Origin of the sequence: Bradyrhizobium centrolobii (assembly GCF_001641635.1) — a bacterium.
GTDB lineage: Bacteria > Pseudomonadota > Alphaproteobacteria > Rhizobiales > Xanthobacteraceae > Bradyrhizobium > Bradyrhizobium centrolobii.
The window spans coordinates 23957-40220 of record NZ_LUUB01000040.1; the positions used below are offsets into that span (position 1 = coordinate 23957).

The 16264-nt window shown below is 59.6% G+C and carries 12 protein-coding genes; 6 read left to right on the plus strand and 6 right to left on the minus strand.

What is annotated here, in order from left to right:
- The first annotated feature begins 148 nt into the window (after positions 1–148).
- From AYJ54_RS10530 to dinB, 5 genes are all read left to right on the plus strand, one after another.
- Entirely contained in the window at positions 149–811 is a 663-nt protein-coding gene (locus tag AYJ54_RS10530) for an SOS response-associated peptidase (protein ID WP_063698860.1), read from the plus strand.
- 122 nt (positions 812–933) lie between these two features.
- The gene (locus AYJ54_RS10535; RefSeq protein WP_063698861.1) at positions 934–3006 is read left to right on the plus strand and encodes an ATP-dependent helicase; all 2073 of its coding nucleotides are present in this window, start codon (positions 934–936) and stop codon (positions 3004–3006) included.
- 119 nt (positions 3007–3125) lie between these two features.
- Positions 3126–3389: a hypothetical protein gene (locus AYJ54_RS10540; RefSeq protein WP_063698862.1), complete on the plus strand. Its 264-nt coding sequence runs from the start codon at positions 3126–3128 to the stop codon at positions 3387–3389.
- A gap of 201 nt (positions 3390–3590) precedes the next feature.
- Entirely contained in the window at positions 3591–3782 is a 192-nt protein-coding gene (locus AYJ54_RS10545; protein ID WP_063698863.1) for a hypothetical protein, read from the plus strand.
- A gap of 71 nt (positions 3783–3853) precedes the next feature.
- Complete coding sequence (gene dinB, locus AYJ54_RS10550; RefSeq protein WP_063698945.1) at positions 3854–4978, plus strand: DNA polymerase IV; 1125 nt, start codon at positions 3854–3856, stop codon at positions 4976–4978.
- 148 nt (positions 4979–5126) lie between these two features.
- Here the strand turns inward: dinB and AYJ54_RS10555 are convergent, their stop codons facing one another.
- A complete protein-coding gene (locus AYJ54_RS10555; RefSeq protein ID WP_063698864.1) occupies positions 5127–5696 on the minus strand; it encodes a hypothetical protein in 570 nt (189 codons plus the stop codon).
- Between the two features lie 491 nt (positions 5697–6187).
- Here AYJ54_RS10555 and AYJ54_RS10565 point away from each other — a divergent pair, with 491 nt between their 5' ends.
- Positions 6188–6859 (plus strand): hypothetical protein, encoded by a 672-nt coding sequence (locus AYJ54_RS10565; RefSeq protein ID WP_063698866.1) that lies wholly within the window; start codon positions 6188–6190, stop codon positions 6857–6859.
- A 132-nt stretch (positions 6860–6991) separates the two neighbouring features.
- Here the strand turns inward: AYJ54_RS10565 and AYJ54_RS10570 are convergent, their stop codons facing one another.
- The 5 genes from AYJ54_RS10570 to AYJ54_RS10590 form a co-directional block, all read right to left on the minus strand.
- Positions 6992–7609 (minus strand): hypothetical protein, encoded by a 618-nt coding sequence (locus tag AYJ54_RS10570; RefSeq protein WP_063698867.1) that lies wholly within the window; start codon positions 7607–7609, stop codon positions 6992–6994.
- 24 nt (positions 7610–7633) lie between these two features.
- On the minus strand, positions 7634–8539 hold the full coding sequence (locus tag AYJ54_RS10575) for a ribonuclease Z (protein ID WP_063698868.1): 906 nt from the start codon (positions 8537–8539) through the stop codon (positions 7634–7636).
- 110 nt (positions 8540–8649) lie between these two features.
- The gene (gene ku / locus AYJ54_RS10580) at positions 8650–9582 is read right to left on the minus strand and encodes a non-homologous end joining protein Ku (RefSeq protein WP_063698869.1); all 933 of its coding nucleotides are present in this window, start codon (positions 9580–9582) and stop codon (positions 8650–8652) included.
- 206 nt (positions 9583–9788) lie between these two features.
- Positions 9789–13268 (minus strand): UvrD-helicase domain-containing protein, encoded by a 3480-nt coding sequence (locus AYJ54_RS10585; RefSeq protein WP_063698870.1) that lies wholly within the window; start codon positions 13266–13268, stop codon positions 9789–9791.
- Positions 13259–16210, minus strand: coding sequence for a PD-(D/E)XK nuclease family protein (locus AYJ54_RS10590; RefSeq protein ID WP_201724166.1), 2952 nt, complete (start codon positions 16208–16210; stop codon positions 13259–13261). The genes AYJ54_RS10585 and AYJ54_RS10590 overlap by 10 nt, the downstream gene beginning before the upstream one ends.
- Between the last annotated feature and the right edge of the window lie 54 nt (positions 16211–16264).

The window sequence follows — 16264 nt, forward strand, 5'->3', positions numbered from 1 at the left end:
GGTGACGAAACCTGGAGCTGCCACGGGCAAGATTTTCGGTTGCGCGATGCTCTATCGCTCGAACAAACCGCAGCCAGGAAGGTATCATGACGGCGGAGCACGCGGAGATCCTGCGTAGCTGTGACCAATGACCAAGAGCGAACGCTGAATGTGCAATTTGTATTCGATCACCACCAACCAGGCGGCGATTGCCGGCCTGTTTAGGCGCATGAACCGGTATGTCGGCAATCTGGCACCTATGCCCGGTGTTTTTCCGGACTATCCGGCACCGGTGATCCGCAATGTCGGCGACGCGGAAGAGATGGTGCTGATGCGCTGGGGCATGCCGCCCCCACCCAGGACGGGCGGGCCGGCGGTCACCAACATCCGCAACACGTCGTCGCCGCATTGGCGCGGCTGGCTGAAGCCGGAGAACCGCTGCCTCGTGCCGGCGAACAGCTTCGCCGAGTACGCCCCCGAGACAAATCCGGAGACGAAGAAGAAAGACGTCGTCTGGTTCGCGCTCGAGGAAAGCCGACCGCTGTTCTGCTTCGCCGGCATCTGGACCGAGTTCAGAGGTGACCGCGGCACCAAGTCGAAGCCGATACCAGGCCCTCACCTCGTCTACGGGTTCCTCACAACATCGCCGAACGCCGTCGTCGAGCCAATCCACTCGAAGGCCATGCCGGTAATTCTGACCACCGAGGAGGAGCGCGACGTTTGGATGCGCGCTCCGTGGGAGGAGGCGAAGGCGCTGCAGCGTCCCCTACCCGACAACGCGCTGAAGATCGTCATGCGCGGCGAAGACAAGGAGGACAAGGCGGCCGCGTGAAGCGCCGCGACGCCTTTGAGAGTCTGGCAACCAAAAGGAAGACTATGTTGTCGCGACGTAGATGATTGCATTGCGGTTCCGAGGAGAATCACCGAGCGTGGCGTTCGAATAGGGGACGATTCGTGCTCGCGACGACGGCCGCATCATATCTTGAGACGCTCAATCCGGAGCAGCGGCGAGCTGTCGAACACGGCGTAACTGCCGATGGTCATGTCGGAACTCCTCTGCTGGTCATCGCCGGCGCCGGGTCCGGCAAGACGAACACGCTTGCTCATCGCGTCGCCCATCTGATCGTCAGCGGCGCGGACCCGCGCCGAATCCTGCTGATGACGTTCTCGCGGCGCGCGGCATCTGAGATGTCGAAGCGGGTCGAGCGGATCGCGCGCAAGGTTCTTGGCGATAAAGCCGCGATCATGAACGAGGCATTGAGCTGGGCCGGCACGTTTCACGGCATCGGGGCTCGGCTCCTTCGCGAGTATGCCGAGCAGATTGGACTAAATCCCGCTTTTACCATTCATGATCGCGAGGACTCGGCCGACCTGATGAATCTCGTCAGGCACGAACGCGGTCTGTCGAAAACCGAGAGCCGCTTCCCTGCCAAGGGCACGTGCCTCTCGATCTACTCGCGCTGCGTCAACGCCGAGACCGAGCTCGAAGAAGTGCTCGGAGCATCTTATCCGTGGTGCGCCGGCTGGGCCGCAGAACTCAAGGAGCTTTTCGCGGCGTATGTCGAGGCCAAGCAGAAGCAGAACGTCCTCGATTACGACGATCTGCTCCTCTATTGGGCGCAGATGATGTCCGAAGCGGGCATCGCCGATGACGTCGGCGGCCGCTTCGATCATGTCCTTGTCGACGAATACCAGGACACGAACCGCCTGCAATCCTCGGTATTGCTCGCCTTGAAGCCCGCCGGGCGCGGCCTCACGGTGGTGGGCGATGACGCGCAATCGATCTATTCGTTCCGTGCCGCCACGGTTCGTAACATTCTCGATTTTCCCGGGCAGTTCAGTCCGAGGGCGGAGGTCGTCACTCTCGACCGCAACTATCGCTCGACCCAGCCGATCCTCTCTGCCGCGAATGGCGTCATCGATCTCGCCAGGGAACGCTTCACCAAGAACCTATGGACCGAGCGCGCCTCGTCCGCAAAACCACGGCTGGTTACCGTGCGCGACGAAGCGGACCAGGCGCGCTACATCGTCGAGCGGATCCTCGAAAACCGCGAGGAAGGGGCCCTCCTCAAGCAACAGGCGGTACTCTTCCGCACCTCCTCGCACAGCGGACCGCTGGAGGTCGAACTCACCCGTCGCAATATCCCGTTCGTGAAATTCGGCGGTCTGAAGTTTCTCGACGCGGCGCACGTCAAGGACGTACTAGCGCTGCTGCGGTTCGTCGAGAACCCGCGTGATCGCGTCGCCGGTTTTCGCGTACTGCATCTGTTGCAGGGTATCGGTCCCGCTTCCGCTCAACGCGTTCTCGATCACATGTCGGATACGGCCGACCCGCTCAATGCGCTTTGTACCCTTCCCTCCCCGCCCCGCACCGGCGATGACTGGACCACCTTCGTCGAGACGATCGGAAACCTCCGGTATTCGGAATGGCCATCGGACCTGGAGCGTGCCCGCCTCTGGTACGAACCACATCTCGACCGCATCCATGAAGACGCCGAGGTTCGCCGCGCCGACCTCGTTCAGCTCGAACAGATCGCCGGCGGATATCCTTCGCGCGAGCGCTTCCTCACCGAGCTCACGTTGGATCCACCGGATGCGACCAGCGACCAGGCGGGCGTCCCTCTGCTGGACGAGGACTACCTGATTCTCTCGACAATCCACTCGGCCAAGGGTCAGGAATGGAAATCGGTGTATGTGCTCAACGTGGTCGACGGCTGCATGCCGTCGGATCTGGGAGCGGGCACCTCCGCCGAAATAGAAGAGGAGCGCCGCCTGCTCTATGTCGCGATGACGAGGGCAAAGGACGATCTCCATCTCGTGGTGCCGCAGCGCTTCTTCGCACACGGTCAGCGCTCGCAAGGCGACCGCCATGTCTACGCATCCAGAACCCGCTTCATTCCCGAGAAGCTGCTTGGCTTGTTCGAACGAACGAGCTGGCCGGCAGTCTCTTCGGGACCCAATATGCGTGGCCCAAGTCAAGGTCCACGAGTCGACATTGGGGCGCGCGTACGCGGAATGTGGCGCTAGACCGCCCGGCGCGTCGTCCGCCCGCGGAAACTGGAGCCGTTGCGAAGTAGGATCGCTGCTTTGTGAGATCACCAGCAACGAAAGGCCGGGCGCAAGGATTCACCCGGTTGGAGAACTCGATGCTTAGGACCATTGAGCGGCGCCCCGCAATCCGGACGCTCGACGGTTGGGCAATCTCCGTGCTGCAGGAAACCGGCGCCATTCACGAGTGCGAGGAGCACGGCTGGATGCAGGACCGCGCCGATCCACACGCCCGCGAGCGCGCCTTCGACATCGCCCGCCAGGATCCGCCCAGCGGCGTCTCTTCGCAGGCTGCCGCGGTCGCGATCGCGGAGGTGCTCGACTCGATGGGGGATAGCTGTCCGGAGTGCCCGCCCGAATAGACCCACAGCACGAATTCGCCGCGCAAGTCATAGTTTCTTCAAGAACATAGCCGAAGCTAATGCGGCGGAAATTGCCGGCCGGATGTACGCCGACAAAGACCGCGAGACCCCGGCCGAAACGCCGGGGTTTTTGCTTCGATCTCCTCGAACCTAGCAGCCGTTCTTCTGTTACCGTATTGTTACGCTTCTTGGAGCGGGACGATGATTGAGCAAAAAAAGATTGCAAAGACGCCACGCGAGCACTTGATGCAGGCGGCCGCGGATGAACTGGCCAGGTTTGTACACAAGGAGATCGCATTTCAAAATGCCGACCGCGACGAGCGTGCGATGAAGCTTCGCCTTCCCATTTCACTCCGAGATCGGGAAACAGGCCATAACCGCGCACGCAAGTAGGACGGGTTGCGTTGAAATGCCCGGTCGAGTTCCGGCCGGACGCGCAAAGCGGATTCGAGTATCATCGGTACATGAGCTCGCAGGATCAGGATCAGAACACCGCCGAAACGCGAGACCGCAAGATCATCCATATCGACATGGATGCCTTCTACGCATCGGTCGAGCAGCGGGATAATCCCGACTTACGCGGCAAACCAGTCGCCGTTGGCGGATCTATGGAGCGCGGCGTCGTCGCCGCTGCGAGCTACGAGGCACGCAAGTTTGGGGTTCGGTCGGCAATGCCGTCAGTGACTGCCAAGCGGCAATGCCCGGACTTGATTTTCGTGAAGCCGCGCTTCGAGGTCTACAAGGAGATCTCCCGACACATCCGGACAATTTTCGCCGAACACACGGAGATTATCGAGCCGCTATCGCTCGACGAGGCCTACCTGGACGTCACTGAAAACATCCAAGGTATCGCGAGCGCGACGGAGATCGCGACCATGATCAGAGCGAAGATCCTGAGCGAGACCGCTCTGACCGCTTCCGCCGGCATCTCCTACAACAAATTCCTGGCGAAACTCGCATCCGACTACCGCAAGCCGAACGGACAGTTCGTCATCACGCCGAAAATGGGTCCGGGATTCGTGCAGGATCTCCCCGTCGGCAAATTCCATGGGATCGGCCCGGCAACAAGCGCCAAGATGAACGGTCTCGGGATCTTCACGGGCATGGATATGCGTAACCAGACGCTCGAATTCATGACCGCCAATTTCGGCAAGGCCGGGACCTATTATTACTGGATTTCGCGGGGCATCGATGAGCGCCCCGTCCGCGCCAATCGTATCCGCAAATCGGTCGGCGCCGAGAACACTTTCTCGCAGGATTTAGCGGGCTACGAAGCTCTGGCGGCGGAATTGCAACCGCTCATCGAGAAGGTTTGGCGTTACTGCGAGACCACCGGCGCGCGGGGCCGGACGGCGACGCTCAAGGTGAAGTTTTCCGATTTCGAATTGATCACCCGCAGCAGGTCCGTCCTCGTCATCGATTCTGCGAGCGATCTCACCAGCCTGGCTCTCGAATTACTGAAGCAGCTGATGCCGCCAAAGAAGGCGATACGACTGCTCGGAATCTCTGTTTCAGGATTTGCCGATCCGGAGCCTGAAGACGAAGATCAATTGCCGCTTATGTTGGATGGATTTGGCACCCGAGAATGACCGCTTTTTCGGGCTAAGGGGTCATTTGTCTTGGTTCCTAGAAACGGCTGCAAATGACACCGAGCGGGCGTCGGGGTTTGCACCTATCGCGTATTGGTGTGCGTCGTTTATACGCGCACCCAGACCAGTCGCGCCGATTGTTGCCGAATTAGGCGTCATAGGGCTCGGTAGCGGGCCAGCCAAAATGGAAAAGGCGTACGTAGTATTGCTCGTATAGAAACGTCAAATCCTGCTCCCACTCATCGATTGCTCTGGAAAGCGCCAGTGGGTCGCGCCGCTTTGCGTTCCTCGCAAGAGAAGCGAGGGTATTCGCTAGCTTCTGTAGCCGGCGTGCGCTTCGCGGCTCACCCCATTCGTCGAAATACGCGACATCGCCAATGGGTGGAAGGTGATGCTCAAACGCGTATTCGAGAATGGATTCCCGGATCGACGGATGAATCGGTTGTGTTTTGCCGACGTGATAGCCGAGAAGACTCAGCATTCCCTGAGACCTCCAATCAGACCCGGTGAGCTTTTCGTTAGTAGGTCCACGAGATGCTGCCGTGCTTGGCCAGGCGAACCACTCATCTTGTTCGGCCAACCGGCGCCAGCTCATGGATATTTCGTCGCGAAGCCTGATAGCCTGGTCCCGAAGCGGGTGGTCGGGCAACGCCAATTTTTTGAAGACATTTTGTAAGCGCGCCAGATCGCGCCCCAATGATGGCTGAATAAAATTCATCGCGTGATCCTCCGCGCGCAGCGGCGATAGATTTTGTCAGCTGGATTCCTAAATGCAGTGACTAAGGTGCCATCCTCACTTTGAACCAGTGTGAGGCCCTTCAACCTGTCGGTAGGAATGCCCTCCGGAGTCATCGGCCCCAAGCGCCGAAGTGTCTCTTTCGAAATCGAAATGGCGTAACAATCGCCACCGCGGCGGATCTCCCTGTCGCCGTAACTCTCCATTGCAAGAAGTTGGGCGGGCGAGATGCCTCGCTGTTGAGCGCGAATGGTCGCGTGACGGGAAAGGATCATGCAGGTGCCTCCTGTGATTTATTGGGCGTACTCCGATCGCTGTAAGATCGCAGGACCGCTCAAAAACTGCACGACCGCCTAAATTCGCAATACCTAGAGTTTACGCGCGAGAATTAATCTAGCTCTTACAATAGCTTATTGTCATATTGTCGGCTAAAATCGGCTAGTTTTCATTTCATCAAATATGCAGGTGCGTAAATGCGTCGGCGTCGAATCCAGAATGCCAGCGAGAAGCTCATCGATTTCCTGGCACGTGAACTGCCACCATCGAGACGAGATGATGCCGAATATTTACGCAGGGCGATCGAGTTGGCAGGAGAACGCTATGATCGCTACGACGAGAGACGGGCGGACTGGGAGAAGTACAGGGATCGCAGGGCTCGGTTGCGCAAGCTGGAAAGGCTTGCAGCGGACCTCGCACTGAACATTTGCTCGCTCGATTTGTTAAGCCGCGACGATTTGGAGAGCAGGATCGGGCGCGAAAAGATCGAATACCTGAATGGGCTTTTACTTCTCCTGAACCAGCACGCCGGTGCGCTTGAAGGCGAGACGCAGGTGCGCGGCAAACCAACCGATCACGCTACAGAAAGGTGGATCCTGACGATGGCCGACATCTTTGAAAATGCATTTTCGAGGCCGCCCCGTATCTCGGGATCTGGCGAAGATCCCTCCGGCAGGCGGGGTAAGTTCTATAGGATGTTGGAGCTTGGACGACCATCGAGATTTCCTCGGCACGGTCGCTTGAGCCCTAAGCATGTCGAAACGCTGCTGAAACTAAGAACAAATTCTATGTCACTCGAAGATATTGGACGGCTTCATCAGCAAATTGCACGTGGTGCAAAGACGCGGCTTACCCGGATGAGAACCTAAGACATGGACTACCGCCGAGCTATTGAAGCCGCCGGCTTAACAGTTTCGGTTCGCGAGGTCCGCTCTCTGTGACAAAGCAGGCTTTGGCGTCAAGAACGAGATGTCTAATCGGAAGCATCCTTTTGGAAATCCCTAACCTCGCGCTCGTCTCAACGCGGCTTCCAGCCGAGCTTTCTCCTTGTCCCATCGGGCTCCTTCGGCCTGCGATCTTTCCTCGAGCGCCTCGAACTGACTTTGAATGTCCGAAGCGATCTTTTCGTGCTTCCGACGGGCCGCATCCAAGGCGCTTTGCGCCGTGTCGACAGCCTTCTGCCGCCGCTCGCGCTGCTTACGCTGAGCGACCTCCTCCTTCGCGCGTTCGCGCTCGCGGCGCTTCTGCTCCTTCTCGAAAGCGAGCGCGGCCTCCCGGTCGGCCGCCTGTTCCTTGGCCGGCTTAGGATGCTTCTGCGCCTTTGGCCTCACCGAGCTGCTGCCTGGCTTCTTCGAAATGTCTTCGCCGGCAAGATTGGTAGGCAGCTCGGCGTGCTCTTTGAAGGGCCCGCTGGAGCCGACGGGACGCTTCAGAACGACGCCCGGCGCAGCCATGGTCGCCGCGATGACGTCGGGATCCTCGCTTTCCTTCGCCGCGCCCTGGTGAAAAAGATTGCTGTCGGCACCCCACGCTTCCAGAGCCGTTTTCATCGACGGCGCCGCTACCGCCAGATCAAAGAAGCCCAGTGAAGTTTGGTACGTCTTCAGCTTCCTCGCCAATTGCGCGCTCTCCTGCGCCGCGGGTTAGACCACAATGTGATCGAAATCCATTGCAAGCCGGCTGTTCGGAAAGGTCTTCCTCGCCTCGGCCAGTATTTCCTCATCGGCATAGCGGCCGGAAATGTGAGTTAGGACGAGCTGCTTGACGTTACTCAAGGCCGCCAAGGCGGCCGCTTCAACCGCGGTGAGATGTCCATAGTCACGTGCGATGCTTGCATCGCGGTCGAGAAACGTGGCCTCGATCACCAAGACGTCGGCGTCGCGAGTGTGTTCGGCCAACCCGTTGGTGGTTTCGGCATCGCCCACGATCACGAGCTTCTTGCGCCCCTCTGGCGGCCCGAGGACTTCTTGCGGATCAACCATCCTGCCGTCCGCGAGCGTCACTGGCCTTCCTTCCGCCAACTCCTTGCGCACTGGGCCGTCCGGCACTCTGAGGGCCGCGAGGCGATCCGGCCGAAGATGACGACGGACCTGGCTTTCGAAGGAGAATCCGAAGCTGTCGGTGTCGCGGTGGCGGACCGGAAAACAGCCGATCGTGAACTCGCCGGCGTCGAGAACCTGACCTTCCGTCAAGGGCACGAGCTCCAGCGGAATAGGCGCTCGTCCTTCGCCCCACAGGCCCGCGAGCATCCGAACGACAACGTCGAGGGTACCCGGACTTCCATGAATCGTCATCACGTCGGCGCTCTGCCGCAGTCGCAGGGTCGAAAATAGACCGGGAATGCCGAGCACGTGGTCGAAATGACCATGGGTCAACAAAAGACGATCGAGGCGTCGAAAACCGGCGCCGTTGCGCAACAACTGACGTTGGGTACCCTCCCCGCAATCCACCAGGATGCGGTGAGTTCCTGCCTCAACAAGAAGGGTTGGATGGTTGCGTTCAGCCGATGGGACGCTTGCCGACGTCCCCAAAAAGGTGAGCGCGAACATCGTCGCCCGGTCTTTCTCGTTTACGTGTGATTGTCGAAAGCGCAAACACGCTCTTTTTTGAATGAGAATGGGCGCAGATTTCGATGAGCGCCCTGGCACAAAAAGTGTTGTCAGGCCGACTTACGCTGTTGCTTGCCAGCTGGCTTCTTCGCAGCGGTCTCCTTCGCGGGCTTCTTGCCGGCGATCGGCATCAGCATCTCTCTCTGGCCCGCTGCCGCCTTCCGCGGCTTCTTAGCCGACTTCTTCGGCGCCTTGGTCTCTGCCGCCCCGCCGCTGCCGATGCTCTGCCGCAACGCCTCCATCAGGTCGACTACATTCTCACCGCGGGGGCGCTCCTTCGGGATGATCGGCTTGCCGCTGCGCTTCTGGTTGATTAGATCGACCAATGCCGATTCGTAGTGGTCCTCGAATTTTTCGGGCTCGAAGTTGCCCGACTTCTGGTTCACGATGTGCTTGGCGAGATCGAGCATGTCCTTGGTAACTTTGACGTCCTGGATCTCGTCGAAATACTCGGCTTCCGAGCGCACTTCGTAGGGGTAGCGCAGCAGCGTGCCGACGAGGCCCTTTTCCATCGGCTCGAGTGCGATGATGTGCTCGCGGTTGGTCAACACGACGCGGCCGATCGCGACCATGTCCAGCTCGCGGATGGTCTCGCGAATCACCGCGAAGGCGTCGTGCCCGACCTTGCCGTCCGGCGTTAGATAGTAGGGACGGATGATGTAGCGCGGGTCGATCTCCTCGCGCTTCACGAACTCGTCGATGTCGATGGTGCGGGTGGATTCCAGCGCGATGTTGTCGAGCTCGTCCTTTGTCACCTCGATGTAGGTGTCAGTGTCGACCTTGTAGCCCTTGACGATGTCCTCGTTGGCGACCTCCTCGCCCGTCTCCGCATCGACGCGTGTGTACTTGATCCGATGACCGGTATTCTTGTTGATCTGGTTGAAGGAGACCTTTTCGGACTCTGAGGTCGCCGGAAAAAGAGCGACGGGACAGGTGACGAGCGACAGACGCAGAAAACCCTTCCAATTGGCGCGCGGGGCCATACGCAAAACTCCGATTCGGGCGGCTTGGATTCAAGACGTTTGGATGCGGCCGGTTCCGACATCCCGCCGCTTCGGACGCCGATTCATCCTTAATGAGACAGGCTAGGCCAGCGGAATTTGCGCTTTGCGCCTTGATTCGCCGGGACGAAAGGGGAACGCGGGGCAGTTTGGTGCCCGCCAGCGACCTTGAGGGTGCCCTTAATCTCTCAGATCACCAGCAGAACGCCTCGGGTCGGCAGGTTTGTGGCCTGCCTCACGGCCGTTGAGTACCATCGGACCTGATCAAGATACCGGTCAGATGACCCTTCAAGCTCGCGATCGGTTTTAAAATCGACCACTGTCCAACCGGCGAAGTCGGGTGCCTCATGCTGGAAGGCAAGGTCGACTACCCCTTCGACAAGGCTTCCGCTGTCGGTTCTAAGCAGGACGGGGACCTCACGGCGTAGTCGTCCACTTCGGGCAGAAGCCGCCGCCGTTCGCAGTATGGGATGGGCAAGCGCCCGCGAAACGGTCGCAACGGCAGCGTCGATTTCCTCCTCCGTTGCGCCGAGAGTCCTGCCCTGGACGACAGCCGTCTTCTTCAGTGCATCAGTACTCGATTCCAGGTCGATCAATGCGAGCAGAGCATGCACAAGGGTGCCAAAGCGCCGTCCGCCAGGCCGATCAACGTCGTCGCGCTCCAAGACGTGCACGTCGACGCTGGGCTCGGTGCGCAATTCGCTTCCTTCGGAGCTGCGAACCAGCGCAGTGACCGTCTGAACCTGCACCGACGGTTCAGAGCCCCTTGCCAACAAAGTTCGGCGTTCTGTCTTCCACGTTTCGTAATTCCGTGTGCTCTCGGCAGCAGTGACACCGCCACTATCAATTTCCAGCAGCCGTTGATGCCGAAGCGGCGCCAATTGTTCGATTTCCAGATCGAGCGACGCCGGGTCCCACCAGGTCACTAGCGCTGCATCCGGCTCGGTCATGTGCAGACCCGGCCTTACTGATCCCGCCACCGGTCGTTTGCCTTTCGGCCCTCGCCCAAGCACGCTTTCCTCGCCAAATGGCGGACAACCAGGGGCGGGCATCGAATTCCGACGCGCGGCATCCGAAGGATAGAGCACCGCGTTGAGCACCTCGAACCAGCCCTCAATCGGCTCGTCTCCACAGGACGGTACCACCAGTAGATCCCGTGCTCGGGTCGCGGCCACGTACGCGACGCGGATGGCTTCGGCACGGTCGCGCTTTATTTCCAGATCGCCTGCCTCCAGGAGCTCGATCGGGTTCGCTCCGCAAAGCTGCTCGAGCCAAAGGGATCGAGACGAGTCAATGTGCCGGCTTGGCCGATCGCGTGTGGCCGAGTATGTTGGATCTCCGAGGATGACGATCGGAAACTCCAATCCCTTGGCCTTGTAGACAGTCATCACCCGCACGCCTTCGGTCCCCTCCTCGACGATCGGGGCTTCGTCAACCTCCCCGCGTTCGGCATCAGCTTCGATGCTCTCGACGAAGGCGCGGAAAGAAGAGGCGCGCCGCTCAGAGTGCCGAGCGGTATCGACCAGCCTCTGACAATTGGCAAGCGCTTGCTCGCCGTTCTGCCAGAGGGCGATGCCGGCTTGGGCTCGGACGGCTTGCAAGAGCATCGTGAGTGTCTCTGCGATTGGCCGGCTATTGCGTCCGACGTGAAGCCGCCGCAGGAGATCCAAGGCATCAGCAACTTCCAAGCTCTTGGGATCAAGAACGGCGCGATCGACGGTGCGCATCGGATTGAGGCGCCGGATCTTGAGTGCCTCGTCCTTACCAATATGTTGTCTGAAGAGGAGAAGGGCCTCGTCACTCAGCGCAAATAGAGGACCGCGTAGCGTCGCAAAGACCTTAAGCTCGTCATCCGGCCACTCAATCGCCGTAATGGCGTTACGAAGCGCGATAACCTCTTCACGATCGTGGAACGAGCGACCACCGACAAGGACGTGAGGTATGCGCCTTCCTTCCAATTCACGCACGTACGGTCGCGTGACATCGGTCCGGAAGCTTTGGAAACGACGGAATAGAATCGCGATATGCCGAGGTCGGATCGGTACCAGGTGACCCGCCTCCTCTTCGACCGTCCATCCGCTCTTATTGATCAACCAGTCGATAAAGGCACCTACGGCGCCGGGCAGCGATTCGTTGATGCAATAGCCGGTGACCTTCCCGTAATCGCTGTATGGTTTCGGAACGGGTAGTGCGACGATCGTCGGGCGATCGGCCACCTCGGGCCTCTGACGTTCTAGAGGCACATAGCCGTCTGCCTCCTCATCGGCAGCAATTGCGGGCGCGAACGCAGCATTGACAAATTTTTGGATCGAGGGCAGCGCGCGAAAGCTCGTCGTGAGGTGAAGCAGCTCGGCACCCACGTCAAGAAGACGCTTTTTGATCTCTCCATACAAAGCCACATCTGCTCGCCGGAAGCGATAGATGGATTGCTTTGGATCCCCGACGAGAAACAACTTGCCAGGCACCGGTCGGGCCGCGCGCCAATCCGTAATTGAGTGATCGTCGGCCGCGAGCAAGAGCAGAATCTCGGCCTGCAAAGGATCCGTGTCCTGAAACTCGTCGACAAAAAAGTGCGTGAAGCGGTTCTGTAGCTCTCGTCTCACCGTCCCGTCGTCTCGGATAAGGTCGCGCGTCTTGACGAGAAGGTCCAGAAAATCGAGAGAACCTGATTTCGCTTTCAAGAGCTCGTATTCCGCAATGGCATCCTGCAAAGCGACGTGGACTAATGGGGCAAGATCGGCATCGCTCGACGCAACGAACGCTTTCAATTTGGACCGCACACCGTCTCGGCGCGCCAAGACTTCGTCACGGGAGAGATGTCCAAAGGTCGTCTTCGCTGCCCCTTTATGGTCCCATCCCCTAAACCTCCTTTTGTTTGTAGCGAGCTCACGCAGCTCGGCTTCGAGTCCATCATAGTCACGCCCGCGGACAGCCTCGAGACGAATCGCCTCTCGCACAAACAATGCGATCTCGTGCAGGTTGCGGGTAAGCCAATCGTTTTCCCACGAGCTTGTGGATGCGAGCTCTCCCAACTCGGCGAGTTCGTCGATTAACTCGTCGATTGAACTGTCGCGGTCAAACGGGTCCCGGCGCCAGGGCTGAGCGAAGTCACGATGTTTGCAAAGCGTGTGCATTGCGGTCCGCAGTTGCTCGTGCGGAGCTTCCCAACCCGATCGCCGGCGCAAGATGCGCTTTGGTCCTTCTGGCGGATCGGCCAATATCTCTTGTAGCCAACGCTCAAAAGCCTCGTTTGCGACTGCTTCGGCAGCCTCTTCGTCGAGCATCTTGAAGAGTGGATCGACGCCGGCCTCGACCGGCCGCTCGCTTAGAAGATCGCCACAGAATGCATGGATGGTACCTATGCGGGCGAGCTCCAATTCTTCTAGCGCCTGGTCTAGGCGATTGCGCTCCAAAGGGATGGCATCCACTCGCGCCTTCTCGATTTCAAGGCGAAGGCGCAGCTTCATTTCGCCAGCCGCCTTTTCTGTAAACGTGACCGCAACCGTTCGGGCCAGCGTGCCTTGTCCGCTACGGATCAGTCCGACGATCCGGCCGACCAGGACAGTAGTCTTTCCGGTGCCCGCCGCTGCTTCGACGAAGAATGTCGTTCCATATTCTGTGAGGATCCGAGCTCGCGCCCTTGCGTCGGAGAGGTCGCTCATTTCCATGCCCTTAACCCCTGGAGCAACTCAAGATCGCCTTGCGGCTTCCGTGCTGAGCGCAATTCCTCGTACGGGCCGCAGACGGCTCGATAGTCGCAGCTCTCGCATTGACCCTCGCTGGGCGCAGCGGGCAAAAACGGTCGTTCGATGGCCTGCCCGATCGCGGTCGCGACCTCAACGGCCGCATTGCGTGCACGCTCGTCGAGCGCAACGACCTGCTCCGAGAATTGGCCGGCGGATGTGCAAAAGTACAAGCGACCCTCGGAGACCTCACCCTCTCCGGCAAACAGCTTCTCCGCGGCAAGAGCGTACAATACCGGCTGCAACGACCTTCCACCTTCGATAACCAAATCGTTCGCCCCGACACACTTTCCTGTTTTGTGATCGATCACCCTAAACAATCCACTGGAATGACGCTCTACGAGGTCTATCGAGCCGCGAAGTTGGATGCCACAATCAAGGCCTACTGCTTCGGGCACTGAGCGACGGTCAGCGTCGCGATCCGGGGCACGCCAGTGCGGTAGCCCGAAAGAAAGTTCGAAGTGCCGCGGGACGAACCCAGAGGTGTCCTCACTCATCCGCCGCAACCACTCTCTCAAATCGGCGCGGATTGCAGCCACTGCGTTTTTCCATACCTGATCAATGGCCGGCGCCAGGTCGTCCTCATGGCGCGAGGCAACCTCTGTAATAACCTCCTCGAGCAACAATCGTGCTCGTTCGAGATTGCCCGGTCTGACCGGGAGGAGGCCCTCGGACGTCAAGCGCGCAAACAGTTCAAATTGGACATCGTGAATGAGTGAACCGCGCTGAAGCGGATCGAGATCGTCAATTGCAATCGGAATATCACGCGGGGCGATGCCGTGGATGGCGTGGATGAAAAAGCTGTACGGACAACGCGAAAAACTCTGAAGGGTGGTCGGGGAGTAGCTCCGAGCGCTGAGGGCGTGCTTTACCATCACCGCACGAACTTCTGTCGACGAACTCAGCAAACCGTCGGAAACGGTCCAACCGCGGCTCCATCGCTGGTAGCGGCTGCGGAGTGCACGAGCGAGATGCGGATTCGCCGTCAATAGATAACGCGCGCCTCCGGCGCCTCCTTCCGGCCGGTTCATGAGATCGTCGATGATTGCGAGATCATGCTCAGCATCGTCAATGGCTGCGCTCGGATCGCGCGGCGCCGGCCACCCCAGACGACTGGCAGCTGCTGTCTCAGCTCGGCGCGCAAGCTCTCCGAAATCGGGAAGGCGGCCTTCTGCTGATCTCACGGCTTCGAGGGCGTAAAATGAAGGGACCCGCGATCGCGCCTGATCGAGATCAATGCGAGGGTAAGAAAAGAATATACGCTGCTCGGCCGCACCGGCGGCCAGCGAGAGCGTAAGGCGCTCCCGGTCAAGACGTGCTTGGTTAGTTACAAGGTCGGCGCTGATCCGCTCGCGGACGGCGTCCAGCAAGATCGGTTCCTCAACGATCTTGCTCGGAAACATCTTCTCAGCAAGGCCAGGAACGAAGACGGCATCAAAACTAAGTCCTCGCGCGGCCTCAATGGGACCAACAAAAAGTCTTCCGTACCGCTGCGAGAGCGGAGGCTCAGCAGCCTCCAAGAGCAGGTTTTGCAAAACTGCAAGAACTTCTCTCAATCCCACCGGGCCGACCGAAGCCATGGGTTCTAGTTCCGCTAACACCGCTAGTACGCGGTGCGGCCGCTTGAGACTGCGAGCGGCCAGCACGCCTAGTCTGTCAAGCCACTCCCGCCAAGGAGCAGCAGTAGGTAGGCTATCAAGCTCATCGATGAGCGGCAGGGCATAGGACGAAAACGCCGCCAGATCGTCTAACTCTCGCGAAATCGCCGCAACCTGCATCTCATCTTGTCGATCGAGATCGACAAGCCTGCGGCGCAGGTCGTTGGCGAGTCCATCGAGCCGGCGCCGCCAGCGGTCGCGTCCTCCGATTACAGCCGAGTCCACAAGCAACTGCTCCCAACGTCGCGGGGCCCGGAGCTGTCCCTCTCGTACGGGCGCGTCGGGAGAACTCGTTTCGGCAACGCGTTCTGCCGGGAATATGGCGGAGTTACCTCCAGGATCCGTCAGGAGACCCGGGACAACTTCGGCGTCAGGCGCGACCCACAAATCGCCCCTCGGTGGAGCCTCGGGTGGCGCGCCATCGGTTACAGCATCAGGCACCTGGCCGAGCGAAAGGTACTCAGCAAATTTTCCGGCCGAAAGGCCTTCAGCGGCACATTCCAGCAAAGCGAAGAAGGCGCGACCGACCGGGTCAGGTCGCAAGGCGCCGCGCGCAAAGTGAACCGGGATTTCCGAGCGGGAGAATGCTTCGGCCAGGTGGGAACGATAGACGTCGGGCGAACGCAACAAGACGGCGATACGATCAAACGAGACGCCGTCGCGGGCGAGCGCCAGAACCCGGCGCGCAATCTCGACGCACTCGCGCCCTTCGCCCGGCGCTGAGAATATCTCAATCTCGTTAGATGCCTCGATTTCGGAAGGTTTCTCGTGTTCGTTGAAAAGATGACGTTGGAGCCGAGCGAGCGCGCCGGCCACTTTGCCGCCCGCCGCACCGCCTGCAAAAAGGTCGAGATTCTCAATTCTGAAACCTAACCGATCGCGAAAGCGTTCAAGGGTATTCGTATCTGCACTAGGTATTGTCGCCAGCATTGCAGGCGCCGCACCGGTAAGCGCCGCCACTAGGGCAAGTTCGGCTTCTGTCGATATCTGCACATCGAGAAACAGGATCGGCAGGCCAACAACCCTATGCCGATCAACTCCCGCAATTGCGTCGGTGGCGACCGCAAGCGTACCGGGCCAATCAGTGAAGCCACCTTCTGCTAGTTCACGCTCGTATTCGCGGAAGATCGGCACCAGATCTGGTGCGACGCCCTCAACGTCATTTGACCGCAATCGCGCGGAGCGCAATTCCGCTATCACAGTTGTCATCGCGCGCGGAAATCCGGGCGTCTCATCGACCGATTGGTAACGACCAAGTTTGCC

What these genes read in the sequence shown, in the direction of transcription:
- AYJ54_RS10530 (WP_063698860.1), top strand. Translation starts at nt 149, where the DNA reads ATGTGCAATTTGTATTCGATCACCACCAACCAGGCGGCGATTGCCGGC.
- AYJ54_RS10540 (WP_063698862.1), top strand. Translation starts at nt 3,126, where the DNA reads ATGCTTAGGACCATTGAGCGGCGCCCCGCAATCCGGACGCTCGACGGT.
- AYJ54_RS10545 (WP_063698863.1), top strand. Translation starts at nt 3,591, where the DNA reads ATGATTGAGCAAAAAAAGATTGCAAAGACGCCACGCGAGCACTTGATG.
- dinB (WP_063698945.1), top strand. Translation starts at nt 3,854, where the DNA reads ATGAGCTCGCAGGATCAGGATCAGAACACCGCCGAAACGCGAGACCGC.
- AYJ54_RS10555 (WP_063698864.1), bottom strand. Translation starts at nt 5,696, where the DNA reads ATGAATTTTATTCAGCCATCATTGGGGCGCGATCTGGCGCGCTTACAA.
- AYJ54_RS10565 (WP_063698866.1), top strand. Translation starts at nt 6,188, where the DNA reads ATGCGTCGGCGTCGAATCCAGAATGCCAGCGAGAAGCTCATCGATTTC.
- AYJ54_RS10575 (WP_063698868.1), bottom strand. Translation starts at nt 8,539, where the DNA reads ATGTTCGCGCTCACCTTTTTGGGGACGTCGGCAAGCGTCCCATCGGCT.
- ku (WP_063698869.1), bottom strand. Translation starts at nt 9,582, where the DNA reads ATGGCCCCGCGCGCCAATTGGAAGGGTTTTCTGCGTCTGTCGCTCGTC.
- AYJ54_RS10585 (WP_063698870.1), bottom strand. Translation starts at nt 13,268, where the DNA reads ATGGAAATGAGCGACCTCTCCGACGCAAGGGCGCGAGCTCGGATCCTC.
- AYJ54_RS10590 (WP_201724166.1), bottom strand. Translation starts at nt 16,210, where the DNA reads ATGACAACTGTGATAGCGGAATTGCGCTCCGCGCGATTGCGGTCAAAT.